At 58.1% G+C, this 12895-nt stretch carries 13 protein-coding genes; 5 read left to right on the forward strand and 8 right to left on the reverse strand.

The genetic code is table 11. The features are described from left to right. Positions 1-9 precede the first annotated feature (9 nt). A complete protein-coding gene (locus LZU96_RS03760; protein ID WP_233987121.1) occupies positions 10-2373 on the forward strand; it encodes a TIM-barrel domain-containing protein in 2364 nt (787 codons plus the stop codon). 57 nt (positions 2374-2430) lie between these two features. Here the strand turns inward: LZU96_RS03760 and ftnA are convergent, their stop codons facing one another. After that, complete coding sequence (gene ftnA, locus LZU96_RS03765; RefSeq protein ID WP_089561944.1) at positions 2431-2937, reverse strand: non-heme ferritin; 507 nt, start codon at positions 2935-2937, stop codon at positions 2431-2433. A 480-nt stretch (positions 2938-3417) separates the two neighbouring features. On the opposite strand from ftnA, the gene LZU96_RS03770 reads away from it, so the two are divergent. From LZU96_RS03770 to LZU96_RS03780, 3 genes are read left to right on the forward strand one after another with little or no spacing between them, the layout of a single operon-like run. Further along, positions 3418-4086: a nucleoside recognition domain-containing protein gene (locus tag LZU96_RS03770; RefSeq protein WP_233987122.1), complete on the forward strand. Its 669-nt coding sequence runs from the start codon at positions 3418-3420 to the stop codon at positions 4084-4086. After that, complete coding sequence (locus LZU96_RS03775; RefSeq protein ID WP_233987123.1) at positions 4076-4555, forward strand: YjiG family protein; 480 nt, start codon at positions 4076-4078, stop codon at positions 4553-4555. The genes LZU96_RS03770 and LZU96_RS03775 overlap by 11 nt, the downstream gene beginning before the upstream one ends. A 4-nt stretch (positions 4556-4559) precedes the next feature. Continuing rightward, entirely contained in the window at positions 4560-5663 is a 1104-nt protein-coding gene (locus LZU96_RS03780) for a M20 peptidase aminoacylase family protein (RefSeq protein ID WP_233987124.1), read from the forward strand. A gap of 42 nt (positions 5664-5705) precedes the next feature. On the opposite strand, the gene LZU96_RS03785 is transcribed toward LZU96_RS03780, so the two are convergent. From LZU96_RS03785 to LZU96_RS03815, 7 genes are all read right to left on the reverse strand, one after another. After that, positions 5706-6380, reverse strand: coding sequence for a DUF1989 domain-containing protein (locus LZU96_RS03785; RefSeq protein WP_233987125.1), 675 nt, complete (start codon positions 6378-6380; stop codon positions 5706-5708). A gap of 13 nt (positions 6381-6393) precedes the next feature. Beyond that, positions 6394-7059, reverse strand: a complete 666-nt coding sequence (locus LZU96_RS03790) for an amino acid ABC transporter permease (protein ID WP_233987126.1) — start codon at positions 7057-7059, stop codon at positions 6394-6396. Beyond that, on the reverse strand, positions 7059-7709 hold the full coding sequence (locus LZU96_RS03795; protein ID WP_233988124.1) for an amino acid ABC transporter permease: 651 nt from the start codon (positions 7707-7709) through the stop codon (positions 7059-7061). Before LZU96_RS03795 ends, LZU96_RS03790 begins: the two co-directional genes overlap by 1 nt. A gap of 6 nt (positions 7710-7715) precedes the next feature. Then, positions 7716-8363: an urea carboxylase-associated family protein gene (locus LZU96_RS03800; RefSeq protein WP_233987127.1), complete on the reverse strand. Its 648-nt coding sequence runs from the start codon at positions 8361-8363 to the stop codon at positions 7716-7718. Then, positions 8347-8976: a DUF1989 domain-containing protein gene (locus tag LZU96_RS03805; RefSeq protein WP_233987128.1), complete on the reverse strand. Its 630-nt coding sequence runs from the start codon at positions 8974-8976 to the stop codon at positions 8347-8349. The genes LZU96_RS03800 and LZU96_RS03805 overlap by 17 nt, the downstream gene beginning before the upstream one ends. A 3-nt stretch (positions 8977-8979) precedes the next feature. Continuing rightward, positions 8980-9807 carry a transporter substrate-binding domain-containing protein gene (locus LZU96_RS03810; protein WP_233987129.1) on the reverse strand — a complete coding sequence of 276 codons (828 nt, stop codon included), beginning with the start codon at positions 9805-9807 and terminating at the stop codon, positions 8980-8982. Between the two features lie 251 nt (positions 9808-10058). Further along, positions 10059-10910: a MurR/RpiR family transcriptional regulator gene (locus tag LZU96_RS03815; protein WP_233987130.1), complete on the reverse strand. Its 852-nt coding sequence runs from the start codon at positions 10908-10910 to the stop codon at positions 10059-10061. 310 nt (positions 10911-11220) lie between these two features. Here LZU96_RS03815 and prfC point away from each other — a divergent pair, with 310 nt between their 5' ends. Further along, positions 11221-12807: a peptide chain release factor 3 gene (prfC, locus tag LZU96_RS03820; RefSeq protein WP_233987131.1), complete on the forward strand. Its 1587-nt coding sequence runs from the start codon at positions 11221-11223 to the stop codon at positions 12805-12807. Positions 12808-12895 lie beyond the last annotated feature (88 nt).

Raw genomic sequence — 12895 nt, forward strand, 5'->3', positions numbered from 1 at the left:
GGATATCCGATGAAAACTCTGAAGAACTGGACCCTGCATCAGCAGGCTGCGCATTTCGTTGAGCTGAAGGTGGAGGATCGTCATTTTCTGCGCCTCTATGTGCTGGAAGAGGGACTGATGCGGGTGCTGCTGAAGCGCGACGGTGAGCTGGCGCTGAACCGCACCTGGAGCATCGCGCCCGATCAGGATGTGCCGTGGCAGGGCCGGGATCGCGAAGCGCTGGACGGTTTTGCGTTGCCCGATTTCAGCGTGCAGCACGATGCGCAACAGGTGCAGATCAGCACCGGACGGCTGCGGGTCACGGTACATCAGCCGCTCTGCCTGAGCTGGGAACAGTTCGACGGTGCTGACTGGCAACCGCTGGCCGCCGATCGCCATACCGGCGCTTATCTGCTCAACGTCCACGGCGACGGCGTGGAACACTATCAGCGCCGCCAGCCGCAGGATCGGGTCTATGGCCTGGGAGAAAAGAGCGGCGATCTGAATCGCGCAAACCGTCGCTTTGAGATGCGCAATCTGGATGCGATGGGCTATAACGCCGCCAGCACCGATCCGCTCTATAAACATATCCCGTTTACCCTGACGCAGCGCGATGGCGTCAGTTTCGGTCTGTTCTATGACAATCTCAGCAGTAGCTGGCTCGATCTCGGCAACGAGCTGGATAACTACCATCTGCCTTATCGCCGCTATCGTGCCGAGGCGGGCGATCTCGATTACTACATGATGCTGGGACCGACGCTGCTTGAGGTCACCAAAGCCTTTGTGCGCCTGACCGGTCGCACCCTGTTTCAGCCTAAATGGAGCCTCGGCTACAGCGGCTCGACCATGCACTACACCGACGCGCCCGACGCGCAACAGCAGCTGCAATCGTTTATTCGCCTGTGCCGCGAGCATGAAATCCCCTGCGACTCGTTCCAGCTGTCGTCGGGCTATACCTCGATTAACAATAAGCGCTACGTCTTTAACTGGAACTACGACAAAGTGCCCGATCCCAACGCGCTGAGCGAGGCGTTTCATCGTGCCGGCATGAAGCTGGCGGCCAACATCAAACCCTGTCTGCTCCAGGATCATCCGCGTTATCAGGAAGTGGCGGCGCAGGGGCTGTTTATTCGCGATTCCGAGCAGGATCGTCCTGAGCGGTCTGTCTTCTGGGATGATGAAGGTTCGCACCTCGACTTTACCCATCCGCAGGCGGTGCGCTGGTGGCAGGAGAATGTCACCCGTCAGCTGCTGGAAAAGGGCATTGATGCCACCTGGAACGACAACAATGAGTATGAGGTGTGGGATGGCGAAGCGCGCTGTCACGGCTTCGGTCAGCCGATTGCCATCAAGCATATCCGGCCGGTGATGCCGTTACTGATGATGCGCGCCTCAATGGAGGCACAGCAGCAGTTCGCGCCCGACAAGCGGCCCTACCTGATCTCGCGCTCCGGCTGTGCCGGGATGCAGCGCTATGTACAAACCTGGAGCGGCGACAACCGGACCAGCTGGCAAACCCTGCGCTACAACATCCGCATGGGGCTGGGGATGAGCCTCTCCGGACTCTATAACGTCGGCCATGACGTCGGCGGTTTTTCCGGCGACAAGCCCGATGCCGAGCTGTTTGTGCGCTGGGTTCAGAATGGCGTGATGCATCCGCGCTTTACCATCCACTCATGGAATGACGATCACACGGTGAATGAACCCTGGATGTACCCGGAGGTGACGCCGATGATCCGCGAGGCGATTCGGCTGCGTTATCGCCTGATGCCTTATCTCTACACCCTGGCGTGGCAGGCCAGCGCGCAGGATGAGCCGATGCTGCGTCCGACCTTTCTCGATCATGAACAGGACCCGCGCAGCTGGCAGGAAAATGATGACTTTATGCTGGGGCGCGATCTGCTGGTCGCCAGCGTGGTGGAGCAGGGCGCGCGACAGCGTGAGGTCTATCTGCCGCACAACGGGCATGGCTGGTATGACTGGCACAGCGGTCAGTGGCTGGCTGGCGGTGAGCAGATTACGCTGGATGCACCGCTGGATCGTCTGCCGTTGCTGGTACGTGCTGGGGCAGTGATTCCGCTGGGCGAGTGTGAAAGCACCACCGATGCGCAACGCGACCGGGTGCGTCAGTGGCAGTTATGGCCAGCGCCCGCGGAGGCGGTGACGCAGGGAGAGGTGTTTGACGATGACGGTGAAAGTTATGGCTGGCAGCAGGGAAATGCGCTGTGGCTGAACTGGACGCTGCGCGGCAGCGCTACCCGAATCGATCTGACGATTGAAAAACGCGGCGATTACCAGCCGGCGTGGCGTGAAATCAGCCTGGTATTGCCAGCAGGCGAGACGCGGGCGTTGTGGGTTAACGGCGAGCCAGCCAGCGTATACCGGCTGGACTAACCGGCTGTTATCGCGGCGGAGCAGGAAAAGGTCGGCCCAGGGACTGGGCCGATAGTATTACGCGCTGTGGTTTTCGGTGCTCATCCGGCCCAGATCTTTATCGACCAGGAACAGACCGTTACCGCTGTTGCTTACCATCGCCAGTTTATCCAGCACGGTTTTGAACAGCTTCTCTTCTTCGTGCTGCTCAGCCACGTACCACTGCAGGAAATTAAAGGTCGGGTAATCCTGTGAGGTCATCGCCGCATGCACCAGCTCGTTGATTTTGGTGGTGATCAGCTGCTCGTGCTCCAGCGCCTGCTGCAGGATTTCATTCAGGGAGGTGAATGAAACCGGCGGCGCAGCAATGGTGCCCAGTACCGGCATCGCGCCGGTATCGCTCAGATAATCGAACAGGCGCTGCATGTGTTCCATCTCTTCGCGCGAGTGCATTTTCAGGAACGAGGCGGCACCTTCGAATCCTTTGTCGCTGCACCAGGCACTCATTTGCAGATAAAGATTGGCGGAGAAAAATTCCAGGTTCAGCTGGTCGTTCAGACGCCCAGTCATTTCAGCAGTCAGCATGGCCGAGTCCTTGTAAGAATATGTTAAAAAAACAGGTGAGAGGCGGTGAATTATGCATCAAACATGTTAGCAATGTGAAGCCTTTTCCGCAAAAACTGCCAATTTATCTGATTGATTTAAATAGAATTATTTCACAACCTGAATGCGACGGATTCTCATTTTTTATCAGCTTCGCACTCTGTATCGCTGGCACCCTTTTAGTGCACCCTGGCTGAGTCATGCTGGTGCAGGCGGCCTGGCACTGATTTCATTTTCGCCAATCTGATTTCGTGATGAAAATAATTCCGGCGCAGTGAGTCTGCGTCCGCTAAATAGATCCCGCCCATTGCGGTGGATTATTCGCCGGTTATGGCTGGGTCAGCGCTGAATAAGGGACGTTCGCTGTGCGCTGGCATAATTCCTGCTTAAAACAGAGTTCCCAATATTGAACGCTGCCGCAGCGCGGAATAAACGGCAGGTCAGCGACATCAGGAGGAAATAATGTCGAATCAGAGTGTGGTTAAGGCGGAAACCGTCAGCGCCAGTAAAGGCAGTTATCTGGCGCTGATTTTCGCCATCCTGTTTTTCTCGGGGCTGTTTTATCGGGTGGATGGGCTGAAATGGCTGGGGGCGTTTGACTTCACCACGCTGGGTGGCAGCTTTGGCACCATGAAAGATCCGGCCAGCAACACCTTTCTTGGGGCCGGCGGGCTTAGTGCTAAAGCGGGTTTCCTGTTTGCGCTGTCACTCACGCCGACCGTGATGCTGGCGCTGGGCGTGCTGGAAATCTTCACCCACTACGGCGCGATCCGCGCAGCGCACCGGCTGCTGACACCATTACTGAAACCCTTAATGGGCCTGCCGGGACGCTGCGGGCTGGCGTTAATTACCGATCTGCAAAGCACCGACGCAGGCGCGGCATTAACCAAAGAGATGGCTGACCAGAAACAGATCGGTAAAAAAGAGGTCGTGGTGATGTGCGCCTGGCAATATTCCGGCGCCGGTTTAATCAATAACTATTTTGCTATTGGTTCGGCGCTGTTTGCCTCAATGACGCTGCCGATCATTATCCCGCTGATGCTCATGCTGGTGCTGAAATTTGTCGGTGCGGCGATAACCCGCTTCGTGTTAAACAGTGTTTATCAAAAGGATTTCAGCGATGGAAAATAATAACGCCGCCAACGTCAGTCATAACCCGTTTGATGTGTTTGTCACCGGTGCGCGTAAAGGCTTTCATATCGCCATTCATAATCTGATGCCCAATGTGGTGATGGCGTATGTGCTGGCGGAAGTGCTCAACCTGCTCGGTATTATGCCGTTGCTGGGACAGGTTTTTGCCCCGGTGATGGGCCTGTTTGGCCTGCCAGGCGAAGCGATTACCGTGCTGCTGACCGCGTGGCTCTCCTCATCGGCGGGCACCGGCGTGGCGGTCAGCCTGCTGACTAAAGGGCTGCTGACCGGCGCGGATATTACCGTGCTGGCACCGGCGATCTTTCTGATGGGATCGCAACTGCAATATATGGGGCGGCTGCTGGGCGTGGCCGATGTTCCGAAAAAATACTGGCCGCTGCTGATGCTGGTAAGCATCAGCAACGCGCTGATCGCGATGTTTGTTATGCGTCTGTTTATTCAGGAGTGAAGCCGTGTCTGAGGTATTAGAGCATTACCATTTTCTGCATGAGATCCCGGAACTGGGATTCCAGGAGGTGAAAACCTCCGCTTACATCGCCGACCAGCTGGAGCGAGCGGGCCTGAAGGTGACGCGCAACATCAACAACACCACCGGTATCGTGGCGGAGATCGACAGTGGAGTGCCGGGTCCGGTGCTGGCGCTGCGCGCCGATATGGATGCGCTGGGTCATATCATTGATGGCGTGCCCTGCGCGCGTCACACCTGCGGCCACGACGGTCACTCTTCCGTGGTGCTGACTGCGGCGGCGGCGTTACTCAAAGAGGGCGCGGTGAAGCGCGGCCGGCTAAAAATTCTGTTCCAGCCCGCGGAAGAGCTGGGGGCGGGCGCACTGGCGATGGTTGAGGGCGGCGCGCTGGATGATGTAGAGATGATTCTGGGATTCCACCTGCGGCCGCTGGAAGAGTGCGTGGTGGGACAGGCGGTGCCTGCGGTGCTTTACTCAGCCTGCAGCACGCTGGAAGCCACCATCAAGGGCCAGCCGGCGCACGCGGCGCGCCCGCACCTCGGCGTTAACGCGCTGGATGCGGCGGTACAGGCGGTGAATGCGGTAAACACGCTGCATCTGTCGCCGGGTCTTAACTGGAGCGTCAAAGCGACACGTTTCCTGTGTGACGCGGGCGTCACCAACTCGGTGCCGGATGAAGCGCGGGTGGTGTGGGATCTGCGCTCGCAGGAAAATGCGCCGATGGAGGTGCTGAAAGAACAGGTTACGCGCGCGATCGTCAACAGCGTCGCGGCGCTCGGTGCCACGGCAGAGGTCCGGGTATTGAAAGAGATGCCGGCGGCTGAAATTGACGATGAGGCGACGGCGGTGATCCGTGCGGCGATTGTTGAGGTGCTGGGAGAAGAGGGACTGCTGCCGGAGAGAACGACCCCAGGCAGCGAAGACTTTTTCTACTATCCAGTTAAACGTCCCGGCGTGAAGGCGGGCTTCTGGGGATTAGGCACCAACCTGACGCCAGGGCTGCATCATCCCGATATGCGCTTTGATCTGGATTCGCTGGAGATTGGCGTGCAGATCTTCAAAGCCTGCGTGAAAAAAGTGCTGGGCTAGCTAACCCCGTTACCCGTCTCGCGGCGGGTAACGCCCTGCTAGCTAGCTGGCTGGCACCCAGGGTCCCGTCAGTGGCGGGTTGGGGAAGTTACCGGTAAGAATGCGTAGCTCCGCATTGCGCGGTGTATTGTCGCCAGCGCCCTGAATGCTGACAATATCCTGTGGGCAGGCCGAAAAGGCGACATAGCAGTCCATCTCGGCGCGAAGGATGATGTAGTCCCCCGCACGCGTCACCACCGGCAGCGTTTTCAGCGTCATGCCGTCTGGCTGTACCTGAATATTCATAAAAATGTTAAACGACGCCAGGTTGCCGTGTGGCAGGCTCACGCCCAGCGCCGCCATCGCCTCAAACAGGTTGTCATGACAGTTGCGGTGCGGCTCGGTACAGCCCAGCAGGGCATAGCGGCGTGCGTCGCAGGCGGCCATAAAGGTGTCGTGCACCCCCGGTGAACTATCCTCCACCAGCGTCAGAATGGGGCGGCGCTGATTGGTGATAAAACTGTCGCCTGTTGTGGGATTAAGACGCTGGTTCCAGACGCGTGTCGCCTCCATCGACATATATTCAGTCACGTCCGCCGCGTTATAAGCCCAGCAATCCACCACTTGGGTGCCGTGCGAATTGATCACCTGTACGGCTTCGCCTTTCTGCAATAAAACGGCCCGGCCGTGACGCGCCGGGACAAGCAGCGCCGCGCGCTGCTGATATTCAGCTGACATAAGATTCTCCTGGTTAATGCGGCATGATGCGGCGATAGCGCGTCATGCGAAATTCAAGGCGGCGTGCCAGCCCGTCGAGCAGGCTGTTGAGTACCCAGTAGCAGACCGCCACGGTGAGGTAAATCTCCAGCGGCGCATAGGTCGCGGAGATCACCTCTCTGGCGGCGTACATAAACTCCTGTACCGAGACGATAGAAAGCAGTGCGGAATCCTTAATCAGACCGATCAACAGCCCGATCAGCGGCGAGAGCATTTGCGGCAGCGTTTGCGGTAACACCACGTCACGTAATTGCTCCGTACGGCTCAGCCCCAGCACGCGGGATGCTTCCCACTGGCTGCGGGGCAGCGCCGCAATGGCACTGCGTATGACCTGAGCGATATAGGGAGCGTAGTAAAGCGTCAGCGCCAGCACGCCGACCTGCGGCGAGCTGAAGGTGACGCCATACTCCGGCAGCACGAAATAGAGCAGATAGATCACCACCAGCAGCGGCAGAGCCAGCGTCAGCGCGCTGTAGAAACGCAGCAAGCGTTGCCAGAAGGCTGGCGCACGCATCAGACCGATTGCCATGATGCTGCCCCAGAGTAATGAGCAAAGCGCAGCGACGGCGCAGAGCTGCAGCGTGGCAGCCATTCCCTCGGCCAGTGACGGCAGCGCCGTGAAAATCACCTGCCAGTCCATTATGTGCGCCTCCCTTTGCGTTCCAGCTGATGCGCAAAGCGCATCAGCGGCAGCGCGATTAAAAGATATCCTGCCGCAACCAGCAGCAGCACCTGCGTTGTCTCATAGGTACGAGCGATGACGATCTGGCCCGCGTAGGTCAGTTCGGTGAGCGCCACCACCGACGCCAGCGGCGTGGTTTTGAGCAGAATGGTAAATTCGTTCACCAGCATTGGCAGGCTGGCCTGCAGCACCTGCGGATTGATTACGTACCACCAGGTCAGCCATCGGCTCAGGCCCAGCGTGCGCGCCGCCTCGCGCTGGCCGCGTGTGACCAGATCCTGATTCACGCGCAGAATTTCCGCCACGTAGGCGCCGCTGTTGAGGCCGATGGCGATCACCGCCGCCAGCATCGGCTGTCCGCCAAGGCCCAGCCGTGGCAGGGTGAAAAACACCACAAACAGCTGCACGATGGCCGGGGTGCCGCGCATCAGGCTGACGTAGAGGCGGCCGATGCCTCGCCACAACCAGAAGCGGCGTAACTGAAGAAAACAGCCGAGCAGGCCCATCGCCAGGCTGAACAGCGCCGCCAGTACGGTGAGACAAAGCGTCATCAGCAGGCCATATCCCAGTTCGGGCAGGGCGCTGACTATCTGTTCATTCAGCCCCATCACCGGCTACTCCAGCTTAAAATCGGACAGGTTTTCCGCCACCGCAAGGCGAAGCGGCGCTGGCTGGTCGTTGCCCTCGATGCCGGTATTGCAGGCCGAAACGATAAACTGCATATCCATGGTGACGCGGCAGGTAATTGCGTCGCCCGCGCGTGTCAGGTTGGGTTCAGGCAGGATCTCGCCCGCGCGCGTGAGCCTGACATGCATAAAGAGATTGATGGGGTCGGGAAGTTTCGGCACCGTCATGCCGAGACGCGACAGTTCGCCGCGAACCGCCTCGACACAACCCTCACCCTGATAGCCGCGCGAGGCCAGAAAGGCACGCGTTGAGGCGGGAAGCAGCAGGTCGTGGCGCTTAACGCTATCTTTGCCCAGCACCATCACCGGGCGTCGGCGATTGTTAACCAGCCGCATGCCTGAGCCGAGCAGATAGCTGTTGCTGAAGACGCGGGTGTGGTGCACCGAGAGCCATATCGCCGGATCGGCGAGACTGAAACCGAACAGCGACGCCACTGCACCTGGCGCCAGCGCGCTGATACGCAGTAACTGGCCGCGCAGCACCCGAATCGAACCGACGCTACCCGCAGCAACGTTAAGTGGGGCGGCAACAGGACGCGATACCACTTCCTCAAATCCTTCACGCATTAACAGCATGGTTCACCTCCGCAGGCTGGCCGTCGTGGATCTCAATGGCGATCGGCGTAACCTGCAGGCCGTTGCCGGGAATGATGTCCTGTGGACAGGAGGAGACGGCGCAGATCAGATCGCACAGGGCCTCGAAGACGATCTGGTCACCGGCCTTGCTGTGCGGATCGGTGACCTCCATACGACCGTCGGCGGTTACCGGCCCGTTTTGAAACAGATTGAACGGTTCCGGCAATGAGAAATAGGTGATGCCGTGCGACTTCATGCCCTCCAGCAAGTTGTCGACACAGTTGCGATGGCCTTCTACCCCGAAATCAACGCTGAAACGTGTGCGATCGCAGGCCGGAACATTGGCGTCATGAATACCAATGGTGTCGGAGACGATGCGCAGCAGCGGGCGGTTTTCGCTGGACCAGAGTGCATCCCCGGGTTGAAAGAAAAGCGAGCGCAGATGCTGACGGGTATGCACCGGCGAAAGTTTCTCATCATGGTTAGCGGCATTCACCGCCACAAAGTCGGCGGCCTGCTGGCCCTGGCTGTCGATAATGGTAATCAACTGACCTTTGCGAACCTGAAAGGTACGGCCATGCCCGGCCGGCACCCGGATAGAGAGAGGACTCATCGCTTACTCCTGAGGGATAAAATTGCTGGCGGGTACGGTAAAGGTGGTGCCGAGATACTGCTTTTGCAGTGCGCCAAGTTTGCCGCTTTGCTGCATCGCCAGAATATGGTCGCTGATCGCCTTGTTCAGCGTCAGATCCTCTTTACGGGTGGCCCAGGCCATCCATTGAGAAGGCCCGGCTTCCCCGGCCTGCGCGACTTTATCGGAATGCTTTTTCACGATCGGTGCCAGCACAGCAATATCATCCAGTACGAAGTCGGCGCGTTTTGTCATCAGTGTGGTGACGGTCTGATCCAGCGTATCGACGCTGATAATCGTAATGGGCGCTTTGCCGGCTTTCTTCAGCTCTTCGTTAAAGCCTTTCAGCAACTGTTCTGGCACGCTGGCGCTCTTAACGGCACCGCGCAGCCCGGAGAGGCGCGCCGGGTCTATCGGCGATCCGTTAAATTTCTCCGCGTCGTTTTTACGCATCAGCACGCCATTAACCGTTTTGCTGTAGGGGACGGTAAACAGCACCTTCTTTGCACGCTCGGCGGTGACGTTGAGTGAGGAGCCTTCGGCGTCGAACGAGCCGGAGATCAGACCGGGCAGAATGCCGCTGAAGGCGGTTTTCTGAAACACCAGTTTCACTCCCAGATCCTGAGCGAAGGATTGCATGATGGCGACGCTGTAGCCGGTGACCTCGCCCTTGTCACTGGTATATTCATAGGGCGGAAAGGTCGGGTCGATGCCAACGGTAATTTTGCCGCTGCTTTTAATATCCGAAAGCGTATCAGCCTGCGCGGCGCTGACGGCCAGTAGCGCGGTGAGAAAGAGTGCGATTTTTTTCATTATGGTGATCCCCTGGTATTGGTGAAGTTCATCAATACCCGAGCAGCTTTCGTGCCACTTTGCGGCACCGCAAACAGAGAAGGCAGCTGAGCCCGGCGCTTTTACAAACAAAATCAGTGAGAAACATCTGTTTCTTTTTCTGTATTTTATTTTTCTTTTGTTTCTTCAGGCGGCGTGACGCGTCAGGTACGCCGAACAACGGCGCACCTTTTCAGGGCATCAGAGGGAAGGGGATGCGCCAGCGTGGCACATTATTCCAGCTCGTCGAGTTGCTGGTGCAGGACCTCGATGGCAGCAAGACGATCGCTACCGGCCTTGCCTGAATGGCGGGCCACCAGCGAGCAAAGCAGGTTGCAGACGCCAGAAAGCGCCACCGTGCTGTCGAAAATCAGACTTCCATCGGTGTGGCAGCGCAATGTCCAGCGCGCGTGGCGCGCAGGTTTTCCCGCTAATGCATCGGACAGATAAAGCATAGGGACCTCCAGCAGGTCTAGCGCCGCCATTGCGGAATCCAGTGCTGGCATACGACGACGCAGACCGACACAGATCGCCAGATCCTGCTGGCCGAGGTCGGCAAGCTGCTCGGCCAGCGAGTCGCCAGCGCGTGGCAGCAGCGAGACATGGGGATGGACATGCAGCAGATCGCGATAGATCAGGGCGGCGATGGTCTGGCTGTGACGCCAGCCCAGGATGACCACGCGACGCGCCTGGGCGATCGCCTCCACGCATGACTGCAGCGTGTCGCCCTCCAGCGAACGAAAGGTATTCACCAGATTGGCGATCTCTTTTTCCAGGTGCTGCTGCATCAGACTATCGAGCGGCGAGGCGCTGGAACCCGTGTGCAGATAAAGGGGCGAACCGCTATTCTGCATTTCACGCGCCTGACGACGCGCCGCTTCGTAGCTCTCATAGCCAAGATGACGAAAAAAACGGGTGGCGGTCGCTTTGGAGACGCCCGCGCTCTGCGCCAGTTCCGTAGCGGTATTCATCGCTAGCTGACCGGGCGCCGCGAGCAGCACTTCTGCCAGTCGTTGTTCGTGAAGGGAAAGCTCATCCCAGTATTGTCGAATACGGCCCTCCAGGGGGACCGGTCTGGCGCTCATGGGAAATTCCCTGAAATTGAAAACCTTTATCCTGCACATCGTGTGCCGGGTTGTCATCTGTTTTGACCATCGACCCCAGGCAGACAACTTTTTCCGCCGCCGCTGTTCGCCGCTGCGCGCAAAATATTGTATGCTATGCCGCCTTAAAGCTGACCAGGTAACCGGATTTTACGCCAATGTAACTTCGCGCTGACCCGCCGACGACATGATGTCGCCTTTGGCACCGTTTACCCGCCGGTAAGGTTCTGCCGGCCACCGTGATTTATCAGCAGCGCCAGACCGAGCGCGCTGCTCCATTGAGAAGAATCCCATGTCTAATCCCTTTTTAGAAGAGGTGGCACGCCGCCGCACCTTCGCGATAATTTCGCACCCGGATGCCGGTAAAACCACCATTACCGAAAAAGTCCTGCTGTTCGGACAGGCTATCCAGACCGCCGGTACGGTAAAAGGCCGCGGCTCTAACCAGCACGCTAAGTCGGACTGGATGGAGATGGAGAAACAGCGTGGTATCTCCATTACCACCTCGGTGATGCAGTTCCCCTATCGCGATAGCCTGGTGAACCTGCTGGATACACCGGGTCACGAAGATTTCTCGGAAGATACCTACCGTACGCTGACCGCGGTTGACTGCTGTCTGATGGTGATCGATGCCGCGAAAGGCGTTGAGGATCGTACCCGCAAGCTGATGGAAGTCACCCGTCTGCGCGATACGCCGATCCTGACCTTTATGAACAAACTTGACCGTGACATCCGCGATCCGATGGAAGTGCTGGATGAGGTGGAAAGCGAGCTGAAAATTGCCTGTGCGCCCATCACCTGGCCTATCGGCTGCGGCAAGCTGTTCAAAGGGGTGTATCACCTCTACAAAGATGAAACCTATCTCTACCAGACCGGTAAAGGCCACACCATTCAGGATGTCCGCATCGTGAAGGGGCTGAACAACCCGGACCTCGACATCGCGGTCGGGGAAGATCTGGCGGCACAGCTGCGTGAAGAGCTGGAGCTGGTGCAGGGCGCATCGCACGAGTTTGAGCAGGAAGCGTTCCTTAACGGCAAACTGTCGCCGGTCTTCTTCGGCACCGCGCTGGGTAACTTCGGCGTGGATCATATGCTGGATGGCCTGGTCGCCTGGGCACCGCGTCCGATGCCGCGCAAAACCGATACCCGCACCGTTGAAGCCAGCGAAGAGAAATTTACCGGCTTCGTATTTAAAATTCAGGCCAACATGGACCCGAAACACCGTGACCGCGTGGCCTTTATGCGCGTGGTGTCAGGGAAATATGAGAAAGGGATGAAGCTGCGCCAGGTGCGCACCGGCAAAGATGTGGTGATCTCTGACGCGCTGACCTTTATGGCGGGCGACCGTTCCCACGTTGAAGAAGCCTATCCCGGCGACATCATCGGCCTGCATAACCACGGCACCATTCAGATCGGCGATACCTTCACTCAGGGTGAGAACATGAAGTTCACCGGTATTCCGAACTTCGCGCCGGAGCTGTTCCGTCGTATCCGCCTGCGCGATCCGCTGAAGCAGAAACAGCTGCTGAAAGGGCTGGTTCAGCTGTCGGAAGAGGGTGCGGTACAGGTGTTCCGTCCGGTTCACAACAACGACCTGATCGTCGGTGCCGTCGGGGTGCTTCAGTTCGATGTGGTGGTGGCGCGTCTGAAGAGCGAATATAACGTCGAGGCGATCTACGAAGCGATCAACGTCTCAACGGCGCGTTGGGTCGAATGTGACGATGCGAAAAAGTTCGAAGACTTCCAGCGTAAAAACGAAGTTAACCTCGCGCTGGATGGCGGTGATAATTTGACTTATATCGCCCCAACCATGGTGAATCTGAATATTACGCAGGAACGTTATCCTGACGTCAGGTTCCGCAAAACCCGCGAGCACTGATTCTGCGCTATCAGGGCCATTCCAGCTGGGAATGGCCCTGTTTTCCTCCTTCCAGACTCCTCCTAAAAACCCCGTTTTTCTTCTGTTT

Origin of the sequence: Pantoea agglomerans (assembly GCF_021397715.1) — a bacterium.
GTDB classification, from domain to species: Bacteria; Pseudomonadota; Gammaproteobacteria; order Enterobacterales; family Enterobacteriaceae; genus Pantoea; species Pantoea astica.

What these genes read in the sequence shown, in the direction of transcription:
- LZU96_RS03760 (WP_233987121.1), top strand. Translation starts at nt 10, where the DNA reads ATGAAAACTCTGAAGAACTGGACCCTGCATCAGCAGGCTGCGCATTTC.
- ftnA (WP_089561944.1), bottom strand. Translation starts at nt 2,937, where the DNA reads ATGCTGACTGCTGAAATGACTGGGCGTCTGAACGACCAGCTGAACCTG.
- LZU96_RS03770 (WP_233987122.1), top strand. Translation starts at nt 3,418, where the DNA reads ATGTCGAATCAGAGTGTGGTTAAGGCGGAAACCGTCAGCGCCAGTAAA.
- LZU96_RS03775 (WP_233987123.1), top strand. Translation starts at nt 4,076, where the DNA reads ATGGAAAATAATAACGCCGCCAACGTCAGTCATAACCCGTTTGATGTG.
- LZU96_RS03785 (WP_233987125.1), bottom strand. Translation starts at nt 6,380, where the DNA reads ATGTCAGCTGAATATCAGCAGCGCGCGGCGCTGCTTGTCCCGGCGCGT.
- LZU96_RS03790 (WP_233987126.1), bottom strand. Translation starts at nt 7,059, where the DNA reads ATGGACTGGCAGGTGATTTTCACGGCGCTGCCGTCACTGGCCGAGGGA.
- LZU96_RS03795 (WP_233988124.1), bottom strand. Translation starts at nt 7,709, where the DNA reads ATGGGGCTGAATGAACAGATAGTCAGCGCCCTGCCCGAACTGGGATAT.
- LZU96_RS03800 (WP_233987127.1), bottom strand. Translation starts at nt 8,363, where the DNA reads ATGCTGTTAATGCGTGAAGGATTTGAGGAAGTGGTATCGCGTCCTGTT.
- LZU96_RS03805 (WP_233987128.1), bottom strand. Translation starts at nt 8,976, where the DNA reads ATGAGTCCTCTCTCTATCCGGGTGCCGGCCGGGCATGGCCGTACCTTT.
- LZU96_RS03810 (WP_233987129.1), bottom strand. Translation starts at nt 9,807, where the DNA reads ATGAAAAAAATCGCACTCTTTCTCACCGCGCTACTGGCCGTCAGCGCC.
- LZU96_RS03815 (WP_233987130.1), bottom strand. Translation starts at nt 10,910, where the DNA reads ATGAGCGCCAGACCGGTCCCCCTGGAGGGCCGTATTCGACAATACTGG.
- prfC (WP_233987131.1), top strand. Translation starts at nt 11,221, where the DNA reads ATGTCTAATCCCTTTTTAGAAGAGGTGGCACGCCGCCGCACCTTCGCG.